A 20,604-nucleotide genomic window follows, 5' to 3' on the forward strand; every position below is an offset into this window, starting at 1 on the left:
GATTATTAACCAGTAGGCCAGAAAATGCCCCTGTAGGAGCTGCCAAAGGCTGCGATCTTGATTTTTAAAGATCAAAAGATCGCCCGAGCGCGGACCGAGCCTTCGGCAGCTCCTACACGTCAGAGTGGGGTCAACTGAGCTCGATACGATCGGCATGAATGACAATCTGGCCATTCTTGTACAATGCACCAATGGCCTTCTTGAAGTTGCCCTTGCTGACACCAAACAGGCTGCTGATCAACGCCGGATCGCTCTTGTCGCTGACCGCCAGGCTGCCGTTGTTTTCGCGCAACTTGGCGAGGATCTTCGAGTTCAGGCTGGTGGCCGCTTCCTGGCCGACCGGTTGCAGGCTCAGGCTGATCTTGCCGTCGGCGCGAACTTCCTTGATGAAACCCTTTTCTTCTTTACCGGCGCGCATGAACTTGAAGATTTCATTCTTGTGGATCAGGCCCCAGTGCTTGTTGTTGATGATGGCCTTGAAGCCCATGTCCGTGGCTTCGGCCACCAGCAGATCCACTTCCTGGCCCGCGGTGTAGTTGGCCGGGGTCTTGTCCAGGTAGCGGTCCAGACGCGCGGTCGCGGTGATGCGACGGGTGTGTTTGTCGAGGTAGACGTGCACCACCACATACTCACCCGCCGTCATCTGACGCTTCTCTTCGGAGAACGGCAGCAACAGGTCTTTCGGCAAACCCCAGTCCAGGAATACGCCGATGCTGTTGACTTCAACAACTTTCAAACTGGCGAATTCACCGACTTGAACTTTCGGTTTTTCAGTAGTTGCGATGAGTTTGTCATCGCTGTCCAGATAAATAAAAACGTTGAGCCAGTCTTCATCTTCGGTAGGAATATCTTTTGGAATATAACGATTAGGCAGAAGGATTTCGCCATCCGCGCCACCGTCCAGATATAAACCGAAGTTAGTGTGTTTAACCACTTGCAAACTGTTGTAACGCCCGACTAAAGCCATGTCCAATACCCTCATTGCGTGGGCGGCATTCTACCCGGTTTTAGGCGCCGCGTTCGGCACCCGGCCCGGTGGTACGAGAAATTCCTCTGAAGGCCTTGATTTTCCGGGGTTTGCATCGAGCACCTGGCCGCTCGTCAGACCGATCCGGGTATTTACGCCATGCTCAGGCCAGCGTAACGCGGTATTTTTCCAGGCAATGTTCTTAGTTAAAACAGCGGCTTAGACACCTATTTCGAATACTGGCCGATGCCTGTTTACCCCGACCTCACGAATATGCCGAGGGGATATTTGCCAAGCAATTATCAGGTTATTCCTGTACGATGCCTGGCCAAGTTAATTTTCTACAGGTTAATGGCCGCCATGCGTGTAAAAGCATCCACCAGCAAAGCAAAGCCAGCTCCAGCCGTCGAAACCAGCGAATCGATCAACAGCCAGATCGCTGCGTTCCTCAAGTCCGGCGGTGAAATCCAGCAAATTGCCAAAGGCGTCAGCGGCCAGACGTTCGGCCCGTCCAAGCAGATCACCCTGGGCAAAAAGTAATTCCCTCGCGTCACCTGGTCCCAAAGCGCTTTGAGCTTCGAAGCGCTTGGACTGGAACCCTCGCTTCTCCCCTGCGACACTCCAAATCAAATCCTGTGAAAATCATCGACCTCGAGCTGATCTACAGCGATACCACCCTGCGCGGCAGCAGTTGCTCGACCTATGTCGGGCACAACAGCCTGTGTAACGGGCTGGTCACCCTCAAGACCCAACGCGCGTTCTATTGATCGACTGAACTGCCGGGCTCAATCTGGGCTCACATGAGAATCAGCCCCCGAAGGCTGGCTTTCGCAAGGATTCGCCCATGTCCCGCTGGTTCAATCACATAGCCGTAGTACTGACCATCGCTCTCGCCCTCGGCGCGTGCAGCCGCGTGGGCCTGGCCTACCGCAACCTCGACGTGATCATTCCGTGGACGCTCAGCGACTACCTGGACATGAACGGCGAGCAAAAAAGCTGGCTGAACGAACGCCTGAAGGAACACCTGAGTTGGCACTGCACCACCCAATTGCCCGGCTACCTCGACTGGCTGGACCGCCTGCAAACCATGATCGCCACCAACCAGGTCACCGATGCCGCCTTGCAGGCCCGCACCCACGAAGCCGAAGAGGCGATTGCCGAGACCGCCCGGGAAATCACCCCGTCGGCCGTCGAGTTGCTGCAAGGGCTGGATGACAAGCAAGTTACCGAAATGAACGATGCCTTCGTCAAGGACCAGCGCAAACGCCAGGAGGAATACCTCAAGCCCTCCCTCTCCCGGCAGATCAAGGAGCGTGGCGAACGCATGGAAAAGCGCCTGAACGACTGGCTCGGGCCTTTGAACATTTCTCAGCAACAGCGAGTCGCCACCTGGTCCAACGCCTTGGGCGACCAGAACACCCAGTGGATTGCCAACCGTATCCATTGGCAGAAGCAGTTCAGCGCAGTTGTTGCGCAACGCCAGAGTCCACAATTCCCACAACGGATCGAGACACTTCTGGTCAATCGCGAGAGTTTGTGGACGCCTGCCTATCGTCAGGCCTTCGCCAACACCGAAGCCCAGGCGCGCTCGCTGTTCGTGGATCTGATGGCTGAAAGCACGCCGGACCAGCGTGAGCGCTTGCTGAAGAAAATCGAGCGGGTGAGGAAGGATTTCAGCGACTTGAAGTGTTTGAAAACGGCGAAACAAAGTTAATCCCCACACAATGCCCCTGTGGGAGATTCTATGGCTGAGGTGAAGCCTTCAGCCGGGCTTCTGCTGACGACTGACCGGCGGTATGTCGAATTCCACGCAAGCCAAACGACTAGGCTGTGTAAATCACCTCCCCGCCCCACGCAGGAGAAAACATCATGAACATTCAGAATCATCCCGTCGTGTCGCGGGAAGAATGGCTCGTCGCACGCAAACAGCACCTTGCCCACGAAAAAGCCTTTACCAAGGAAAGGGACAGACTCAGCGCCGAACGCCGCGCCCTGCCCTGGGTGAAAATCGACAAGGACTACCGCTTCCAGGGACCCAATGGCGAACTGAAACTGGCGGACTTGTTTGGCGGACGCAGTCAATTGGTCATCTACCACTTCATGTTTGGCAAAGGCTGGGACGAAGGCTGCTCTGGCTGCTCGTTCCTCTCCGATCACATCGACGGCGCCAACCAGCACCTGGCCCACCACGACATTGCGGTAGTGGCGGTTTCCCACGCACCGTTCGCTGAATACCAGGCGTTCAAGCGGCGCATGGGCTGGAAGTTCGACTGGGTGTCGTCAGCAGGTTCTGATTTCAACTACGACTTCGACGTCAGTGCCCGAGCCGAAGACGTCGCCGCCGGAACGGCTACGTACAACTACGAAAAAACCGACGGATCCGAGGAAGAACTCCCCGGCCTCAGCGTGTTTTATCGTAATGACGCCGGGGAAATTTTCCATACCTACTCCACCTATGCCCGGGGCCTGGACATGCTGGTCGGCGCCTACAACTACCTCGACCTGACGCCTAAGGGCCGCAACGAAGAGGAGATCATGGAGTGGGTGCGGCATCATGACCGGTACGAAGAACAGGCGAACCCCAGTTGCTGCCATGGGGGTTAGCCAACGTACACCGAGTCGCAGCCTTCGCTTGTGCCCTGCCCGCCTGGGCCTGCCGGGTAAGTGTCAGTTGATCGATCAGCACTTGAAGGAGTTGGAATCCGCCGAGAAGAAAGCCGAAGTCTGATAAACGCCAGGCATAAAAAACCCGGACACTGTCCGGGTTTTTCCTGGGTCGTCTACAACGACTTACTCAGCCGCCGGCGCTTCCGGCTTGCGGCGCTTGAGCGGGGCCATGCCGTCCTTGCTGACCAGCGAGTCGCTCTTCGGCCGGTTGGCGCTCTTGCGCTTGGTCGGAGTCTTGGCGGCGGTTTTCTTTTTCTCGCCCTTGGCGTCGGTCTTTTTCTTCTTCACGCCGACGGCTTTGCCCGAGGCCTTGACCTTTTTCGGTCCGCCGTAGGTGCCTTTGACTTCCTTGATCGTACGACGCTCGAAGCTCTGCTTGAGGTAGCGCTCGATGCTCGACATCAGGTTCCAGTCGCCGTGGCAGATCAGCGAAATGGCCAGGCCATCGTTGCCGGCGCGGCCGGTACGACCGATGCGGTGCACGTATTCGTCGCCACTGCGCGGCATGTCAAAGTTGATCACCAGGTCCAGGCCGTCGACATCCAGGCCACGAGCGGCGACGTCGGTGGCCACGAGGATTTTCACGCCGCCCTGCTTCAGGCGGTCGATCGCCAGTTTGCGATCCTTCTGGTCTTTCTCGCCGTGCAGCACGAACGCTTTGTATTCCTGCGCCACCAGGCGACCGTAGATGCGGTCGGCCATGGCCCGGGTGTTGGTGAAGACGATGGCCTTCTGGTAGGTCTCGTTGGCCAGCAGCCAGTTGACGATCTGTTCTTTGTGCTGATTGTGGTCAGCGGTAATGATTTGCTGGCGGGTGGTGTCGTTCAGCTGGCTGACCGCGTTGAGTTGCAAGTGCTCAGGGTTGTTCAGGACCTTGGCGATCATCTCGCGCAGACCCGAACCACCGGTCGTAGCGGAGAACAGCATGGTCTGCTGACGGTTGGTGCACTCGTCCACCAGACGCTGCACGTCTTCGGCGAAGCCCATGTCGAGCATGCGGTCGGCTTCGTCGAGCACCAGTACTTCAACTTCCTTCAAGTCGAGGTTGCCGGCGTTCAGTTGCTCGATCATCCGGCCCGGCGTACCGATCAGGATGTCCGGCACCTTGCGCAGCATCGCGGCCTGGACCTTGAAGTCTTCGCCGCCGGTGATCAGTCCGGACTTGATGAAGGTGAACTGCGAGAAGCGTTCAACTTCTTTCAGGGTCTGCTGGGCCAGTTCGCGGGTCGGCAGCAGGATCAGGGTCTTGATGCTGACGCGGATTTTCGCCGGGCCGATCAGACGGTTGAGGATCGGCAAAACGAATGCAGCGGTTTTGCCGCTACCGGTTTGCGCCGTCACCCGCAGGTCACGCCCCTGGAGCGCCAGCGGGATGGCCGCGGCTTGCACAGGCGTTGGCTCGACAAATTTCAGCTCGGCCACGGCTTTGAGCAGGCGTTCGTGCAGGGCGAATTGGGAAAACACGGGTGCTACCTCGAAGAAATGCAAAAAAACAGCTGCATAGGGTAACGGTTTCGAGCGCTCAGGCCGAGTTTCTTTATACAAATGGCGGTAAACAGTTGGTTTTTTGTTGCCTGATTTTTCCCGAAACGTAATACAAAGCGCCTTAAATGCTCTAATCCCCTCTCGCGCCTTACAGAAGAATCGTTTTCGACCATGGATATCAAACAGCTCTGGACCAACGTCCTGGACCTTTGGGGTGCCCTCGACCAGCACCCGCTCGTGCACTCCAGCCTGTCGCTGTTGTTGYTGCTGGCAATTGCGCTGTTCCTCGGACGGGTGGCGCGTTACCTCATTCTGCACGCGGCAAAAATGCTTGGCCGCCAGCCGGCCTTGCACTGGGTCAATGATTTCCTGCAGAACAAGGTGTTCCATCGCCTGGCGCAGATCACGCCTTCGCTGGTGATCCAGTTCGGTCTCAATCTGGTGCCGGACCTGAGCAAGACCAGTCTGAATTTCCTCGGTAACGTCGCGCTGTCCTTCACCTTGCTGTTTCTGCTGCTGTCGGTCAGCGCCCTGCTCAATGCCCTGCTGGACATCTACGCCCGCACCGAGCACGCCCGCACCCGCTCGATCAAAGGCTATGTGCAACTGGCGAAAATGGTGTTGTACGTGTTTGGCGCGATCGTCATCGTCGCCACGCTGATCGACCGCTCGCCGCTGTTGTTGCTGTCGGGTCTGGGTGCCATGTCGGCGGTGATTCTGTTGGTATACAAGGACACCCTGCTGTCGTTCGTCGCCAGCGTGCAGTTGACCAGCAACGACATGCTGCGGGTCGGCGACTGGATCGAGATGCCACAGGTGGGTGCCGACGGCGATGTGGTGGACATCACCCTGCACACGGTCAAGGTGCAGAACTTCGACAAGACCATCGTCTCGATCCCGACCTGGCGCCTGATGTCCGAGTCGTTCAAGAACTGGCGCGGCATGCAGGCTTCCGGTGGGCGCCGGATCAAACGCAGTCTGTTCATCGACGCCAGCGGCGTACGCTTTCTGCGTGACGACGAAGAGCAGAAGCTGTCCCAGGTGCACTTGCTCACTGACTACATGACCCGCAAACAGGCCGAACTCAAGGCCTGGAACGAAGCTCAGGGCAACGTCGCGGCCATGTCGGCCAACCGTCGGCGGATGACCAACATCGGCACTTTGCGCGCCTATGCACTGGCCTACCTGAAGAGTCACCCGGAGATCCAGCCGAACATGACCTGCATGGTGCGTCAGATGCAGACAACGGCCCAGGGTATTCCGCTGGAAATCTACTGTTTTACCCGCACCACGGCGTGGGCTGATTACGAGCGGATCCAGGGGGATATTTTCGACTACCTGCTGGCGGTGCTGCCGGAGTTTGGCTTGAGCCTGTATCAGCAGCCGAGCGGAACGGATTTGCGTGCGGGGATATTGCCGGCGGTGCTGGGCGTGAGCCATATTCCCGAAGCGGAAAAACGCAGGGTGTAACACCCAAAAAAACTGTGGGAGCGAGCCTGCTCGCGATGGCGCTGGGTCATTCAACAATGTTGTCGATTGACCCTCCCCCATCGCGAGCAGGCTCGCTCCCACAGGTGTCGCGATAATTTTCTCGGTTACTTCACCTGCCGCTGCGGTGCCTTGTGCACCATGGTGTAGGCGTAATCCACGCCCATGCCGTACGCGCCGCTGTGTTCCAGCACCAGTTCCATCACCGCTTCGTAAGTATCCTTGTGCGCCCAGTCACGCTGGTATTCGAGCAACACTTGTTGCCAGGTCACCGGTACCGCGCCGGCCTGAATCATCCGTTGCACCGACATGTCGTGGGCTTCCTTGCTGGTGCCACCGGAGGCGTCGGTGACGATGTACACCTCGTAGCCTTCAGCCAGGGCCTCCAGTGCCGGGAAAGTCAGGCAGACCTCAGTCCACAGCGCGGCAATGATCAGCTTCTTGCGACCGGTGGCTTTCACCGCGTCTACCAGTGCCTTGTCTTCCCAGGAGTTCATCGAGGTGCGCTCGATCGGCTTTTGCTCCGGGTGCACTGCCAGCAATTCAGGCCAGATGTAACCGCTGAAGCTTTCGGTTTCGACCGAGGTGTAGATGGTCGGCACGTTGAAGATCTTCGCTGCCTTGGCCAGGCCCACGGTGTTGTTCTTCAGGGTCTGGCGATCAATGGACTGCACGCCGAAAGCCATTTGCGGCTGGTGGTCGATCAGGATCAGGGCGGAGTTGGTTGGGTTGAGCAGTTCACGAATAGACATGGCGCGTTCCTTTTGATGTCGATACTTCGAATGGGTAAGGGGTTAGTCGACCTTGCCTTCAGCAGCGTTGTTGTCGGCTTGGATGTCACTTTAGGGGCTAGCGATAAAAGGGACAATTACCTAAAATAGAGAATCATTGATTCTAAAATAGGGACAATATGGATCGCATCGAATGCATGCGCGCCTTCGTCGTCACGGTCGGCGAGAACGGCTTCGCCGCAGCCGCCCGGGCCATGGACGTGCCGCGCTCGAAAGTCAGCAAACAGATTCAGGCACTGGAAGAAGCCATCGGCGTGCAATTGCTGCAACGCACCACCCGCAGCCTGCACCTGACCGAGGCCGGAGCCGAGTATTTCGACGCAGCACGGGAGGTGCTGGCGGCACTGGACGAGGCCGAGCAACGCGCCCGTGACGGCATCGGCGAGTTACGCGGTGTGTTGCGGGTCAATGCGCCGATGTCGTTCGGTCTTCGGCGGCTGGGGCCATTGATTCCGCTGTTTCATGAACAGCACCCGAACATCGAGTTGCAACTGGTGCTCAGCGACCAGCAGGTCGATCCGGTGCGGGGCGGCTTTGACGTAACCATCCGCATCGCCAGCATGCCCGACTCGACGATGATCGCCCGGCAGCTGGCGCCCGCACCGCGCATCATGGTGGCGTCCCCGGCTTATCTCGAACGCGCCGGCGTTCCGCAGACTCCGCAGGATCTGCGCGCCCATCAATGCCTGAACTACGGGTATCTGCAGAGCGGTGTCAGCCTGCAACTGTGCAATGGCAAGGAAACCCAACGGGTGAACGTCACCGGCCCACTGCACGCCAACAACGGCGACCTGCTCGCCCAGGCCGCCGAAGCCGGCATGGGCATCGCCCTGCTGCCCGACTTCATCGTCGAAGATGCGCTGGCGGCCGGGCGGCTGGTGCCGGTGCTGTGCGAATGGCAGGCTCCGGCGATCACCATCAACGCGGTGTATTCGTCGGCGCGGCGGGTGCCGCAGAAGACCCGGGCGTTTATCGAGTTTCTGGTGGGGCAACTGGCGCCGAAGTGATTTTTCGAAATCATACAATTCATTGTAGGAGCGAGCCTGCTCGCGATGGCGGAGTGTCAGTCGACGATGATGTTGCCTGATCCACCGCAATCGCGAGCAGGCTCGCTCCTACAGGGATATCGGGTTATCCAGGGTTCAGTGGACGGCCAGAGGTTTGCGTATACCCAACCGACTGATCCACACCGCCAGCAAAATCACCGAACCGCCGAGCAACAACCGCCCCAGTTCTTCATGCTGGTTCCATATCAGCAGGTTGATCAGCAGTCCCACCGGCACATGCAGGTTGTTCATCACCGCCAGCGTCCCGCCGTTGACCAGGCACGCGCCCTTGTTCCACCAGTACAGCCCCAAAGCGGTCGAGACCAGGCCGAGGAACAGCAGCACGCCCCATTGCAGCGGCGCTTCGGGCAGGAAGTTCTGTTTGCCGAATAGTAGAAACGCCGGCAACACCACCGCCAGCGCGCCGAGGTAGAAGTAGCCGAAGCGACGGTAATGCGGCAGATCGCTTGGGTGGCGCGCGACCAGGTGTTTGTAGAGCACCTGCCCGGCAGCGAAGGTGAAGTTGGCCAATTGCAGCAACAGGAAACCCATGAGGAAGTCCGGACTGATCCGGTCAAGGCGAATCACCGCCGCCCCCGCCACCGCCACCAGCGCCGCGACCAGGGCCCAGGGATTGAAGCGACGGTTGAGCGCATCTTCGATCAGGGTCACGTGCAGCGGCGTGAGGATGGTGAACAACAACACTTCCGGCACCGTCAGTACACGAAAGCTCAGGTACAGGCAGACGTAGGTCACGCCAAACTGCAACGCGCCGATCAGCAGCATGCCGCGCATGAATGCCGGCTCCACCGAGCGCCAGCGGGTCAGCGGGATGAACACCAGCCCTGCCAGCAGTACGCGTACCAGCACGGCAAAGTAACTGTCGACATGACCGGCCAGGTATTCGCCGATCAAACTGAAGGAAAACGCCTGGATCAGCGTGACAAAAAGTAGATAGCCCATGCTCGCCTCATTTCGAATGGCGGCGACGATAGCGGTTTTTGCCTTGAATCGCGATCCCCGAAAGCTGTCGGAAAACACGCAAGTCCCTGTAGGAGCGAGCCTGCTCGCGATAGCGGTGGATCAGTCAACATCATTGTCGACTGACACTCAGTCATCGCGAGCAGGCTCACTCCTACAGGGGTTTTGTAGGTGTTCGTCAGATCACAGACAAAAAAAAGCCCGATCTCGCTAAAGCGTTCAATCGGGCCAGAGCACTCAGGAGCAACAAGTGCGAAGGGAGGTTCGATGCGCGTACAGGCTTGAAGGGTTGCGCCAGGTCACTAGACCATCCAGCGATTATCTGGCGATTAACGTATCAGGCCACTTGCGAAAGCTTGGCGTTCGCCTGGTTCAAGCCTTTCTCCTGGAAGTCACCGCCCAGGTTCATGCCTTCGGCGTGGATGAATGTCACGTCGTGGATACCGATGAAGCCCATGACCTGACGCAGGTACGGTTCCTGGTGATCGGCGGTGCTGCCGGCGTAGATCCCGCCACGAGCCGTCAGCACGTAGGCACGCTTGCCGCTGAGCAAGCCTTGCGGACCGGTTTCGGTGTACTTGAAGGTCACTCCGGCCCGCAGCACATGGTCAAGCCAGGCTTTCAGGGTGCTGGGGATGGCGAAGTTGTACATCGGCGCGGCCATCACCAGTACATCGGCGGCGAGCAATTCGTCGGTCAACTGGTTGGAGCGTTCCAGGGACGCCTGTTCGATGTCGCTGCGCTGCTCGGCGGGTTTCATCCAGCCACCCAGCAGGTTGATGTCCAGGTGCGGCACCGGCTTGACGGCCAGGTCCCGGATAGTGATCTGGTCATTCGGGTGAGCGGCTTTCCACTGGCTGATGAAGGTCTGGGTCAGTTGACGGGAAACCGAGTCTTGCTGACGGGCACTGCTTTCGATGATCAGAACGCGGGACATGGGATGTAGCCTCCATCTGAGAATGCTGTAGGTCGATGGAGTGAAGGTTAAACAGAGTCATATCGATGAAAAAGCGCAAATAACTGCTATAACCCATCGATAAATTCGTTTATAAGCACAGCATACCCTGCCTCTGTAGGAGCGAGCTTGCTCGCGAGGGTGTATCAGACACAGTGGTGTCGATTGACCCACCGCATCGCGAGCAAGCTCGCTCCTGCAGAAGAGCCAGGCGTCATTTCGGGGTGCAGGACAGTTCGATGCGCAGCTTGATGATGCTACGGGTGAATTTGACGGTGGCATTTTTGTGCTTGCCGGCCGGTACGTCGATCTTGCGGGTACGCGGTGCTTCCGGGCCATTGATGAAAACGGCCTTGCAGCTGGCATCGACGTCGCCGTAGTTGGCCACCTGAATGGAGCCGATGTCGCTATCCGTGTCGTAGGTCTGGTAATCGATCTTCATGCCGTTGAGTTCTTTCTTCACGTCGATCGGGTAAGCCATCGCCGTCAGCGGCAGCAGCGCCAGCATCACACAACAGATTTTTTTCATTCAGCAGCCTCCAGTAAGGGCTGCCAGCTTAGGACAAGAGGAGCTCAACATGAAAGCGCCCCGCGTGACCCTTGATCAATGGCGAACGCTACAAGCCGTGGTCGATCACGGTGGTTTCGCCCAGGCCGCCGAGGCGCTGCATCGCTCGCAATCGTCAGTCAGCTACACCGTGGCCCGCATGCAGGATCAACTCGGTGTGCCGTTGCTGCGCATCGACGGACGCAAAGCCGTGCTGACCGAAGCCGGCGGCGTGCTATTACGCCGTTCCCGGCAACTGGTGAAACAGGCCAGTCAGCTGGAAGACCTGGCCCATCACATGGAGCAGGGCTGGGAAGCCGAAGTGCGCCTGGTGGTCGATGCCGCTTACCCAAGCGCCCGCCTCGTCCGCGCCTTGACCGCGTTCATGCCGCAAAGCCGTGGCTGCCGGGTGCGCCTGCGTGAGGAAGTGCTGTCGGGCGTGGAGGAAGTCCTGCTCGAAGGCGTGGCTGACCTGGCCATCACCGGGTTCAGTATTCCCGGTTACCTGGGCGCGGAATTGAGCGACGTCGAGTTCGTGGCGGTCGCCCACCCGGAGCATCCCCTGCACCGCCTCAACCGCGAACTGAGCTTCCAGGACCTGGAAAGCCAGATGCAAGTGGTGATCCGCGACTCGGGCCGCCAGCAACCACGAGACGTCGGCTGGCTCGGTGCCGAACAGCGCTGGACCGTTGGCAGCCTGGCCACCGCTGCGACCTTCGTCAGCAGCGGCCTGGGGTTTGCCTGGCTGCCCAGGCACATGATCGAACGGGAACTCAAGGAAGGTACGCTCAAGCTGCTACCGTTGGATCAGGGCGGCAGCCGTAACCCGAGCTTTTACCTGTATTCGAACAAGGACAAACCGCTCGGGCCGGCCACGCAGATTCTCATCGAACTGCTGCGTACGTTTGACACCGCACCACTGGACGCACCGTTCGCCGCCCCCGAACAAGCCTGACACGGAGTGTATGCATGGCCTATTTCGAACACGAAGGTTGCAACCTGCACTATGAGGAATATGGCCACGGTACGCCGCTGCTGCTGGTCCACGGTCTCGGCTCCAGTACGCTGGACTGGGAAAAACAGATCCCGGCACTGGCCACCCGCTACCGGGTGATCGTCCCCGATGTCCGCGGTCACGGCCGTTCGGACAAACCCCGGGAGCGCTACAGCATTGCCGGATTCAGCGCTGACCTGATTGCACTGATCGAACACCTCAATCTCGGCCCGGCACATTATGTCGGCCTGTCGATGGGCGGCATGATCGGCTTCCAGTTGGGCGTGGATCAGCCGCAACTGCTCAAGAGCCTGTGCATCGTCAACAGCGCACCCGAGGTCAAACTGCGCAGCCGCGATGACTACTGGCAGTGGTTCAAGCGCTGGAGCCTGATGCGCGCCCTTAGCCTGGGCGCCATCGGCAAGGCGCTGGGCGGCAAGTTGTTCCCGAAGCCCGAGCAGGCCGACTTGCGACAAAAGATGGCCGAACGCTGGGCAAAAAACGATAAACATGCTTATCTCGCCAGCTTCAATGCCATTGTCGGCTGGGGGGTTCAGGAACGACTTTCGAAGGTCACCTGTCCAACCCTCATCGTCAGCGCCGACCGTGACTACACACCGGTGGCGCTGAAGGAAAACTACGTAAAACTGCTGCCCGACGCGCGGCTGGTGGTGATCGCCGATTCCCGCCACGCCACGCCGCTGGACCAGCCGGAACACTTCAACCAGACACTGCTGGAATTTCTGACCGCAGTCGACACCACCACTCAGGATCACTGACCCATGCTGAAAAAAATCGCCCTCGCCGCAGGCTCCGTCCTGTTTGCCGCCAACCTGATGGCCGCGACGCCGGAAAAGGCACCGCATGTGCTGCTGGACACCACCAATGGCCAGATCGAAATCGAACTGGACCCGGTCAAGGCCCCGATCAGTACCAAGAACTTTCTTGAGTACGTCGACAGCGGCTTCTACAACAACACGATTTTCCACCGGGTGATTCCGGGTTTCATGGTCCAGGGCGGCGGCTTCACCCAAGCCATGCAGCAAAAAGACACCAAGGCGCCGATCAAGAACGAGCACAAGAACGGCCTGGTCAACGTGCGTGGCACCTTGTCCATGGCCCGTACCTCGGTGCCTGACTCGGCCACCAGCCAGTTCTTCATCAACGTCAAGGACAACGACTTCCTTGACCAGGGCGACGGCTACGCGGTGTTCGGCAAAGTGGTCAAAGGCATGGACGTGGTCGATATCATCGTCAATTCGCCAACCACCGTTCGTGGCGGCATGAAGGACGTGCCAGCCGATCCGGTGTACATCAAGTCGGCCAAGCGCATCGACTGAGACTAAGCTGGACAAGGATGTCCGAGCCGTTGCCGGTGCTTGCCGGCAACGCTCAAACCGTTAAAAGGAGAGCCCGTTCGCGGGCGAAAAAAACATGCTTTATCGCCGTTTTGAAAAATTGATCGATGTTTTCCGTGAAGCACCGACGGCGTCTCCGCCGGACCGGGTTTTCCCTTTTTATACCTATTACCTCAAGCAGGTCTGGCCGAGCTTCGCCGCCCTGCTGATCGTCGGCCTGATGGGTGCCTTGATCGAAGTGGCATTGTTCAGCTACCTGAGCCGCATCATCGACCTGGCCCAAGGCACGCCGAACGTCAGTCTGTTCCAGGATCATGCCCTCGAACTGACCTGGATGGTGGTGGTTGCGCTGGTGCTGCGCCCGATCTTTGTCGGCCTGCATGACCTGCTGGTGCACCAGACCCTGAGCCCCAGCATGACCAGCATGATCCGCTGGCAGAACCACAGCTACGTGCTCAAGCAGAGCCTGAATTTCTTCCAGAACGACTTCGCCGGGCGCATCGCCCAACGCATCATGCAAACCGGCAACTCACTGCGTGATTCCGCCGTCCAGGCCGTGGATGCCCTGTGGCATGTGCTGATCTACGCCATCAGCTCCCTGGTGCTGTTCGCCGAAGCCGACTGGCGCCTGATAATCCCGCTGTTGACATGGATATTCGCCTTCATCGGCGCCCTCTGTTACTTCGTGCCACGGGTCAAGGATCGCTCGGTGGTGGCGTCCGATGCGCGCTCCAAACTCATGGGGCGGATTGTCGACGGCTACACCAATATCACCACCCTGAAGCTGTTCGCCCACACCAACTTCGAACAGCAATACGCCCGCGAAGCCATCAAGGAACAGACCGAGAAGGCGCAACTGGCCGGCCGCGTGGTCACCAGCATGGACGTGGCCATCACCAGCATGAACGGCTTGCTGATCGTCTGCACCACCGGCCTGGCCCTGTGGTTGTGGACGCAGTCGCTGATCAGCGTGGGCGCGATTGCCCTGGCCACCGGCCTGGTGATCCGCATCGTCAACATGTCCGGCTGGATCATGTGGGTGGTCACCGGCATTTTCGAAAACATCGGCATGGTGCAGGACGGTCTGCAGACCATTTCGCAACCGGTCTCCGTTACCGACCGCGACCAGGCCAAACCCCTGGCGGTGGCCCGTGGCGAAGTACGCTTCGAACAGGTGGACTTCCACTACGGCAAGCGGAGCGGGATCATCGGTGACCTCAACCTGACCATCAAGGCCGGTGAAAAAATCGGCCTGATCGGCCCGTCCGGTGCCGGCAAATCGACCCTGGTGAACCTGCTGCTGCGCCTGTACGACGTCGAAGGCGGACGCATCCTGATCGACGGCCAGAACATCGCCGACGTCAGCCAGGAAAGCCTGCGCGAACGCATCGGCATGATCACCCAGGACACGTCGCTGCTGCACCGTTCGATCCGCGACAACCTGCTGTATGGCAAACCCGACGCCACCGACGCCCAACTCTGGGAAGCGGTGCACAAGGCCCGGGCTGACGGGTTCATTCCGTCGCTGTCAGACGCTGAAGGCCGCACCGGTTTCGATGCCCACGTCGGTGAGCGCGGGGTGAAACTCTCCGGCGGCCAGCGCCAGCGCATCGCCATTGCCCGAGTGTTACTCAAGGACGCGCCGATCCTGATCATGGACGAGGCCACCTCGGCACTGGATTCGGAAGTCGAAGCGGCGATCCAGGAAAGCCTCGAAACCCTGATGCAGGGCAAAACCGTGATCGCCATCGCTCACCGGCTCTCGACCATCGCCCGGATGGACCGGCTGGTGGTGCTGGAAAACGGCAAAATCGCCGAAACCGGAACCCATGCCGAGCTGCTCGCCCATGGCGGTTTGTATGCGCGGTTATGGCAACACCAGACCGGTGGGTTTGTCGGGATCGATTGAGTATTACGGTGGCCGAAAACCTGTGGGAGCGAGCTTGCTCGCGATTGCGGTGAATCAGACGCCATTGCTGTCGACTGACACTCCGTCATCGCGAGCAAGCTCGCTCCCACAGGGATAAGCGTCATACCGAAAGATCGAAATAACCGCCAGGCCCCGCCAACAACGGGCCCTGGCGGTTTTTTATGCCTGCTGGAATTCTGAAAAAACCGTGCTGTACTGACTTCAACGTTCTGGAGGTGGTTCTGCAGTCCATCGGCTGGATGCTAAAGGCAGCATAATCTCGAAAGGACACTCTCTTATGTCTCTGTTAAAACGTTCGGCTACCGAGTTGGTAGGTACGTTCTGGCTGGTGTTGGGTGGTTGCGGCAGTGCGGTGTTGGCGGCGGCTTTTCCGGATGTGGGGATCGGTCTGCTCGGGGTATCCTTCGCGTTTGGCCTGACAGTGCTGACCATGGCTTTCGCCATCGGCCATATTTCCGGCTGCCATCTCAATCCTGCGGTGTCCCTCGGCCTTGTGGTAGGTGGGCGGTTTCCAGCCAATGAATTGCCGGCCTACATCGTTGCCCAGGTCATTGGCGGCGTGATTGCAGCCGCCCTGCTGTATTTCATTGCCAGCGGCAAACCCGGTTTCGAACTGGCAGGGGGCCTGGCGTCCAACGGCTATGGAGAACACTCGCCTGGCGGCTATTCAATGGCCGCAGGTTTTGTCTGTGAGCTGGTGATGACCGCAATGTTCATCCTGATCATCCTCGGCGCCACCGACAAACGTGCACCGGCAGGACTGGCGCCGATTGCCATCGGCCTGGGGCTGACGCTCATCCACCTGATCTCGATCCCGGTCACCAACACCTCGGTCAACCCGGCGCGCAGCACCGGCCCGGCGCTGATCGTCGGCGGCTGGGCAATTCAACAACTGTGGATGTTCTGGGTCGCACCGCTACTCGGTGCCGTGGTCGGCGGCGTGCTGTATCGCTGGCTGGGCAAAGAAGAAAGCTGAAACGCTGAAGATCAGCCTTGTCGATAAGGCAAGGCTGACTTCGCATCCTCAGCATAAGCCAACACTCCCAGCCGCTCCTGCTCCAGAAAGTCTTTAACCGCTGCTTTCAATCCCGGATGCCGCAAGTAGTGCCAGGAATGCGTAATGACTGGCTCGAATCCGCGAATCAGTTTGTGCTCACCCTGTGCCCCGGCATCAAAACGCTGGAAACCGTTGGCGATGGCATAGTCCATGCCCTGGTAGAAACAGGTCTCGAAATGCAGGCGATCGAACTCCGCCAGGCATCCCCAGTAACGGCCATAAAAGCTGTCGCCCCCCACCAGACTGAACGCCATCGCCACCGGCCGTGAACCTTGCTTGGCCAGCACCACGCGAATCGACTCCGGCATGCGTTCGGCCAGCAGGCTGAAAAACTCCCGTGTCAGATACGGCGCTTGCCGGCGCACCGCATAGGTATTGGCGTAGCAGGCATAGACGAAATCCCATTGCGCCTGACTCAGCTCCCGCCCTTCAAGCCACTCAAACTCGAAGCCCTGCCCGGCCACCTGCTCGCGCTCCTTGCGCATCTGTTTGCGCTTGCGCGAACTCAGCACATCGAGGAAGTCCTGGAAATCCCGGTAGCCGCGATTCTGCCAGTGGTATTGACAGCCAACGCGCTGCAGCCAGCCGGGCTGCTCACTCAGTGCCGCGTCGGTAAACGGATCGGTGAAATTGATGTGGGCACTGGAGAGCCCTTCAAGCTCAAGGTAACCCGGCAGGCTTTTCAATAACTCGAAGCCGTCTTCGACCGTGGCCGCCAACAGCCGCGGCCCGGTGACCGGACTGAACGGCACCGCGGTCAACAGCTTGGGGTAGTAGTCGATGCCTGCACGTTCACAGGCATCGGCCCAGGCGTGATCGAACACGTATTCGCCGTAGGAATGCCACTTGCGATAACCGGGTAGCGCGGCGATCAAGCGCTCACCTTCAACGTGAAGCAAATGCTCAGGCTGCCAGCCGGTATGGGGTCCGATGCTGCCGCTGTCTTCCAGTGCGCTCAAAAAAGCGTGACGCAGAAAAGGCTGAGTCTCGGGCACCAGTGCGTCCCAGGTCTGCGGGGCGATTTCTGACAGTTTTTGCAGGCGTTGCAACGGCATCACCATCCTCACTCTTCATGGCGTGAAAGCCCCGCGAGTATCGCCTATCGCTCCGCATTGCACACGAGCAAACCGACGACAGTGCTCTAACTCAATAGTTCACGGCGACTTTGTATCGTCATCGACATGACATCACAGTGCCGCTGCTCTGTCATAAACCATCGCGATACTGGCGCCTGTTTTTAGAGCGCCGGGTTATACCCGGTCAGTGTTTTCCGCCCCTAACGGTCGGTTGTGTCCCGGATGGCTCTGTCATCCCCTCTCATCTTCGGAGATTGATATGCGTCTTGCTTCCACGAAAACTGCGGCGGCCTTGTGCGGTGGCCTGTTGCTGGCCATGAGCGTTCCGGCCAGTGCTGCAGTCGACGCCAAACTGCTCGACATGCTCAAGGCTAACGGCTCGATCACCAATGCGCAGTACAGCGAACTGCAAGCCGAGCTGGCCAGGGATCAGAAAGACCAGCAGATCGCCCGTCAGGCTCAGCAAGAGACTAACGAGCAAATCGCGGCCACCGCGAAGAAAACCGACGCACTGAGCACCTTTGACCAGAAGTTGGCATGGGCCGCCAAGACCCAGTTCAAGGGTGACGTACGCTTCCGTGAAGAAACCGTGCACAACGATGGCGTGCCAAACAACAAGGACCAGGACCGTCAGCGCATTCGTGCCCGTCTGGGTGCCTACAGCGAAATCAACCCGCAGGTCGACACCGGTATCCGTATCGCCACCGGCAGCAACGACGACGCTCGCTCGACCAACCAGGACCTGAACAACTACTTCGACAAGAAGCAGATCTGGCTGGACCAGGGTTACATCGACTACCACCCGGACGCGATCAAGAACCTGCACCTGGTTGGCGGCAAGATGCCGCAACAATGGGTGAGCATGGGCGACATCATCTGGGATAGCGATATCAACCCGGAAGGTCTGGCAGTCACCTACAAGTACCCGCTGAGCGGCAGCACCGAGCTGTTCGGTAGCGCCGGTCACTACACCCTCAAGGACAACGTCGACGGCGAAGGCGTGCAGTTCAAGCACGACCTGCGTCTGTACGCGGGCCAGTTGGGTGGTCGCTTCGCCATCACCGACAGCATGAAAATGACCTTGGGCGGCAGTATCTACTCCTACGACAACGACAGTAGCAGTGCCTGCCCTACCTCCGGCACTGTTACCACGCCATGCGCCCTGGCCGTCAACGGCAACAGCCCGAACGAAACCTTCAAACTGTACGAAGGCTTTGGTCAGCTGGACTTCAGCAACCTGCCAGTTCCGCTGTCGATCTACGGTCAGTACGTCAACAATACCGATGCCAGCAACGACCAGGACACTGGCTGGCTGGCCGGTGTGAAGTCCAAGCTCTACGGCTTCAACCTGGACTACAACTACCGCGACGTGCAGCGTAACGCTGTGGTGGGCGCCTTCACCGACTCCGACTTCGCCAACGGCTTCACCGGTTCGCGCGGCAGCAAGCTGAAAGTGAGCTACGACCTGGACAAGAACTTCGCCCTGGGCGCGACTTACTTCATGGCGACCTCGGACCAGACCAACGCCAACATCAACAAGAAAGATTCGGACATCAACACCCTGCAACTGGATGCCGAAGCGAAGTTCTGATTCACCCCGCTACACGACTCGGGCAAGGAAGCCCGGGCTCCTTTTACAGCCTGGCGTTGGTGTGTCGGTCCCCATCATCCTCCGACACATCAACGCCGGGCTGTTTGTTTTTGCCAACCCTTCCCTGTAGGAGCGAGCTTGCTCCGGGCGGCGTTCCGACGAAGGTCGTCAACGATAACGCGTGCAATCTGGATGAACGCAGAGTTTTTGAGTTCTTCGTCGGAACGCCGCCCGGAGCAAGCTCGCTCCTACATCCTACAACTTGCGCAGCAACACGCTACCAATCGAATAACCTGCGCCGAATGAGCTGAGCACGGCCAGCGAACCGGCGGCCAGATCGTCCTGGTTCTTGTGGAACGCAATCACGGAACCGGCGGAGCTGGTGTTGGCGTAGGTATCGAGAATCACCGGCGCTTCCTGTTCGGTGGCGTCGCGACCCAGCAGTTTCTTGACGATCAGGTGGTTCATGCTGAGGTTGGCCTGGTGCAGCCAGAAGCGCTTCACGTCGCTGACGTTGAGCTGGTTCTCCTGCAGATGCTCACTGATCAGCTCGGCAACCAGCGGGCAGACTTCCTTGAACACCTTGCGGCCTTCCTGCACGAACAGTTTGTCCTTGGCGCCGATACCCTCTTCTGCCGCGCGGTTGAGGAAGCCGAAGTTGTTGCGGATGTTGTTGGAGAACTTGGTCAGCAGCTTGGTGCTGACGATGTCGAACTGGTACTTGGACGTCGCCAGGTCGGCACGTTCGATGATCACCGCGGTGGCGGCATCGCCGAAGATGAAGTGGCTGTCACGGTCACGGAAGTTCAGGTGGCCGGTGCAGACTTCCGGGTTGACCATCAGGACTGCCCGGGCCTGGCCCAGTTGCACGCTGTTGGCGGCGGTCTGGATACCGAAGGTCGCCGAGGAACACGCCACGTTCATGTCGAAACCGAAACCCTGGATGCCCAGCGCTTCCTGGACTTCGATGGCAATGGCCGGGTAAGCGCGTTGCAGGTTGGAGCAGGCGACGATCACGCCGTCGATGTCTGCTGCGGTCTTGCCGGCACGCTGCAAGGCTTGTTCGGCCGCGCCGATGGCCATCTGGCAGAGCACCGACCATTCGTCGTTGGAACGTTCCGGCAGGCGCGGGGCCATGCGCTGCGGGTCGAGGATGCCGTCCTTGTCCATGACAAAGCGGCTCTTGATGCCGGAGGCTTTTTCGATGAACGCTGCGCTGGATTCGGTCAATGCCTCCACTTCACCGCGTGCAATAGCATCGGCGTTGTCGGCGTTGAATTGCGCGACGTAGGTATTGAAAGACTGCACCAGCTCTTCGTTGGAAATGCTGTTGGCCGGGGTGTAAAGGCCGGTGCCGCTGATGACGACGTTATGCATGGTCGTGTCTCTAATCTGTTCAGGCAGAAAGCATTGGTACCGACGTACCAATACACAAAGGATCTATTCCCATCCGGGGGACGCAAACCTGGCATCGCTTTATTCCGACCTGCCCGAGACCGTGAAGGCTCAAAACCGCGGGGCCGGCGTTTATAGGCGCGAAGTTTGCCATAAACCCAGGGTTTTGGCCCCTTTTTGCTGGATGGACCGTTTGCCACAGACACTACATCAACCTGTGGGAGCGAGCTTGCTCGCGATGGGGCCATCACATTCAACATCTATATTGCATGTCAG

The 20,604-nt window shown here is 59.0% G+C and carries 19 protein-coding genes and 1 pseudogene; 12 read left to right on the plus strand and 8 right to left on the minus strand.

What is annotated here, in order from left to right; all coding sequences use genetic code 11:
- Positions 1-130: 130 nt before the first annotated feature.
- The gene (locus tag AC1DXW_RS24040) at positions 131-967 is read right to left on the minus strand and encodes a CvfB family protein (protein WP_056721413.1); all 837 of its coding nucleotides are present in this window, start codon (positions 965-967) and stop codon (positions 131-133) included.
- A gap of 351 nt (positions 968-1,318) precedes the next feature.
- Between AC1DXW_RS24040 and AC1DXW_RS24045 the strand changes: the two genes are divergently transcribed.
- The 4 genes and pseudogenes from AC1DXW_RS24045 to AC1DXW_RS24060 all read left to right on the plus strand — a co-directional run bounded on the left by AC1DXW_RS24045 (position 1,319) and on the right by AC1DXW_RS24060 (position 3,571).
- Entirely contained in the window at positions 1,319-1,507 is a 189-nt protein-coding gene (locus AC1DXW_RS24045; RefSeq protein ID WP_015096330.1) for a hypothetical protein, read from the plus strand.
- 107 nt (positions 1,508-1,614) lie between these two features.
- A pseudogene (locus AC1DXW_RS24050) lies at positions 1,615-1,734 on the plus strand (TorF family putative porin); the annotation flags it as partial.
- A 77-nt stretch (positions 1,735-1,811) separates the two neighbouring features.
- A complete protein-coding gene (locus tag AC1DXW_RS24055; RefSeq protein ID WP_477756414.1) occupies positions 1,812-2,681 on the plus strand; it encodes a DUF6279 family lipoprotein in 870 nt (289 codons plus the stop codon).
- Positions 2,682-2,836: 155 nt separating this feature from the next.
- Positions 2,837-3,571, plus strand: a complete 735-nt coding sequence (locus tag AC1DXW_RS24060; RefSeq protein ID WP_477756415.1) for a DUF899 domain-containing protein — start codon at positions 2,837-2,839, stop codon at positions 3,569-3,571.
- A gap of 186 nt (positions 3,572-3,757) precedes the next feature.
- On the opposite strand, the gene AC1DXW_RS24065 is transcribed toward AC1DXW_RS24060, so the two are convergent.
- Positions 3,758-5,098 (minus strand): DEAD/DEAH box helicase, encoded by a 1,341-nt coding sequence (locus tag AC1DXW_RS24065; RefSeq protein WP_477760542.1) that lies wholly within the window; start codon positions 5,096-5,098, stop codon positions 3,758-3,760.
- A gap of 192 nt (positions 5,099-5,290) precedes the next feature.
- Here AC1DXW_RS24065 and AC1DXW_RS24070 point away from each other — a divergent pair, with 192 nt between their 5' ends.
- A complete protein-coding gene (locus AC1DXW_RS24070) occupies positions 5,291-6,589 on the plus strand; it encodes a mechanosensitive ion channel family protein (RefSeq protein WP_477752916.1) in 1,299 nt (432 codons plus the stop codon).
- Between the two features lie 125 nt (positions 6,590-6,714).
- Here the strand turns inward: AC1DXW_RS24070 and AC1DXW_RS24075 are convergent, their stop codons facing one another.
- Positions 6,715-7,359: a hydrolase gene (locus AC1DXW_RS24075; RefSeq protein ID WP_108218556.1), complete on the minus strand. Its 645-nt coding sequence runs from the start codon at positions 7,357-7,359 to the stop codon at positions 6,715-6,717.
- 158 nt (positions 7,360-7,517) lie between these two features.
- On the opposite strand from AC1DXW_RS24075, the gene AC1DXW_RS24080 reads away from it, so the two are divergent.
- Positions 7,518-8,405 carry a LysR family transcriptional regulator gene (locus tag AC1DXW_RS24080; RefSeq protein ID WP_108218555.1) on the plus strand — a complete coding sequence of 296 codons (888 nt, stop codon included), beginning with the start codon at positions 7,518-7,520 and terminating at the stop codon, positions 8,403-8,405.
- Between the two features lie 135 nt (positions 8,406-8,540).
- Here AC1DXW_RS24080 and AC1DXW_RS24085 read toward each other — a convergent pair whose 3' ends face one another.
- The 3 genes from AC1DXW_RS24085 to AC1DXW_RS24095 all read right to left on the minus strand — a co-directional run bounded on the left by AC1DXW_RS24085 (position 8,541) and on the right by AC1DXW_RS24095 (position 10,909).
- Positions 8,541-9,407 (minus strand): carboxylate/amino acid/amine transporter, encoded by an 867-nt coding sequence (locus AC1DXW_RS24085; RefSeq protein ID WP_477752915.1) that lies wholly within the window; start codon positions 9,405-9,407, stop codon positions 8,541-8,543.
- 355 nt (positions 9,408-9,762) lie between these two features.
- Entirely contained in the window at positions 9,763-10,362 is a 600-nt protein-coding gene (locus tag AC1DXW_RS24090) for an FMN-dependent NADH-azoreductase (RefSeq protein WP_108218553.1), read from the minus strand.
- A 232-nt stretch (positions 10,363-10,594) separates the two neighbouring features.
- Positions 10,595-10,909, minus strand: a complete 315-nt coding sequence (locus AC1DXW_RS24095) for a 3-phosphoglycerate kinase (protein ID WP_477752914.1) — start codon at positions 10,907-10,909, stop codon at positions 10,595-10,597.
- Positions 10,910-10,958: 49 nt separating this feature from the next.
- On the opposite strand from AC1DXW_RS24095, the gene AC1DXW_RS24100 reads away from it, so the two are divergent.
- The 5 genes from AC1DXW_RS24100 to aqpZ all read left to right on the plus strand — a co-directional run bounded on the left by AC1DXW_RS24100 (position 10,959) and on the right by aqpZ (position 16,185).
- Positions 10,959-11,882, plus strand: coding sequence for a PA3225 family LysR-type transcriptional regulator (locus AC1DXW_RS24100; protein WP_008018223.1), 924 nt, complete (start codon positions 10,959-10,961; stop codon positions 11,880-11,882).
- 14 nt (positions 11,883-11,896) lie between these two features.
- Positions 11,897-12,700: an alpha/beta fold hydrolase gene (locus AC1DXW_RS24105; protein WP_477752913.1), complete on the plus strand. Its 804-nt coding sequence runs from the start codon at positions 11,897-11,899 to the stop codon at positions 12,698-12,700.
- A 3-nt stretch (positions 12,701-12,703) separates the two neighbouring features.
- Positions 12,704-13,261, plus strand: a complete 558-nt coding sequence (locus AC1DXW_RS24110) for a peptidylprolyl isomerase (protein ID WP_477752912.1) — start codon at positions 12,704-12,706, stop codon at positions 13,259-13,261.
- A 94-nt stretch (positions 13,262-13,355) separates the two neighbouring features.
- Positions 13,356-15,188: an ABC transporter ATP-binding protein gene (locus tag AC1DXW_RS24115; protein WP_477752911.1), complete on the plus strand. Its 1,833-nt coding sequence runs from the start codon at positions 13,356-13,358 to the stop codon at positions 15,186-15,188.
- 298 nt (positions 15,189-15,486) lie between these two features.
- Positions 15,487-16,185 carry an aquaporin Z gene (gene aqpZ / locus AC1DXW_RS24120; protein ID WP_477752910.1) on the plus strand — a complete coding sequence of 233 codons (699 nt, stop codon included), beginning with the start codon at positions 15,487-15,489 and terminating at the stop codon, positions 16,183-16,185.
- An 11-nt stretch (positions 16,186-16,196) separates the two neighbouring features.
- Here aqpZ and AC1DXW_RS24125 read toward each other — a convergent pair whose 3' ends face one another.
- A complete protein-coding gene (locus AC1DXW_RS24125) occupies positions 16,197-17,321 on the minus strand; it encodes a GNAT family N-acetyltransferase (RefSeq protein ID WP_477752909.1) in 1,125 nt (374 codons plus the stop codon).
- Between the two features lie 280 nt (positions 17,322-17,601).
- On the opposite strand from AC1DXW_RS24125, the gene AC1DXW_RS24130 reads away from it, so the two are divergent.
- On the plus strand, positions 17,602-18,933 hold the full coding sequence (locus AC1DXW_RS24130) for a putative porin (RefSeq protein ID WP_477752908.1): 1,332 nt from the start codon (positions 17,602-17,604) through the stop codon (positions 18,931-18,933).
- Between the two features lie 255 nt (positions 18,934-19,188).
- On the opposite strand, the gene AC1DXW_RS24135 is transcribed toward AC1DXW_RS24130, so the two are convergent.
- Positions 19,189-20,310, minus strand: coding sequence for a beta-ketoacyl-ACP synthase III (locus AC1DXW_RS24135; RefSeq protein ID WP_477752907.1), 1,122 nt, complete (start codon positions 20,308-20,310; stop codon positions 19,189-19,191).
- Between the last annotated feature and the right edge of the window lie 294 nt (positions 20,311-20,604).

The organism is Pseudomonas sp. P4_C4, from assembly GCF_056402055.1.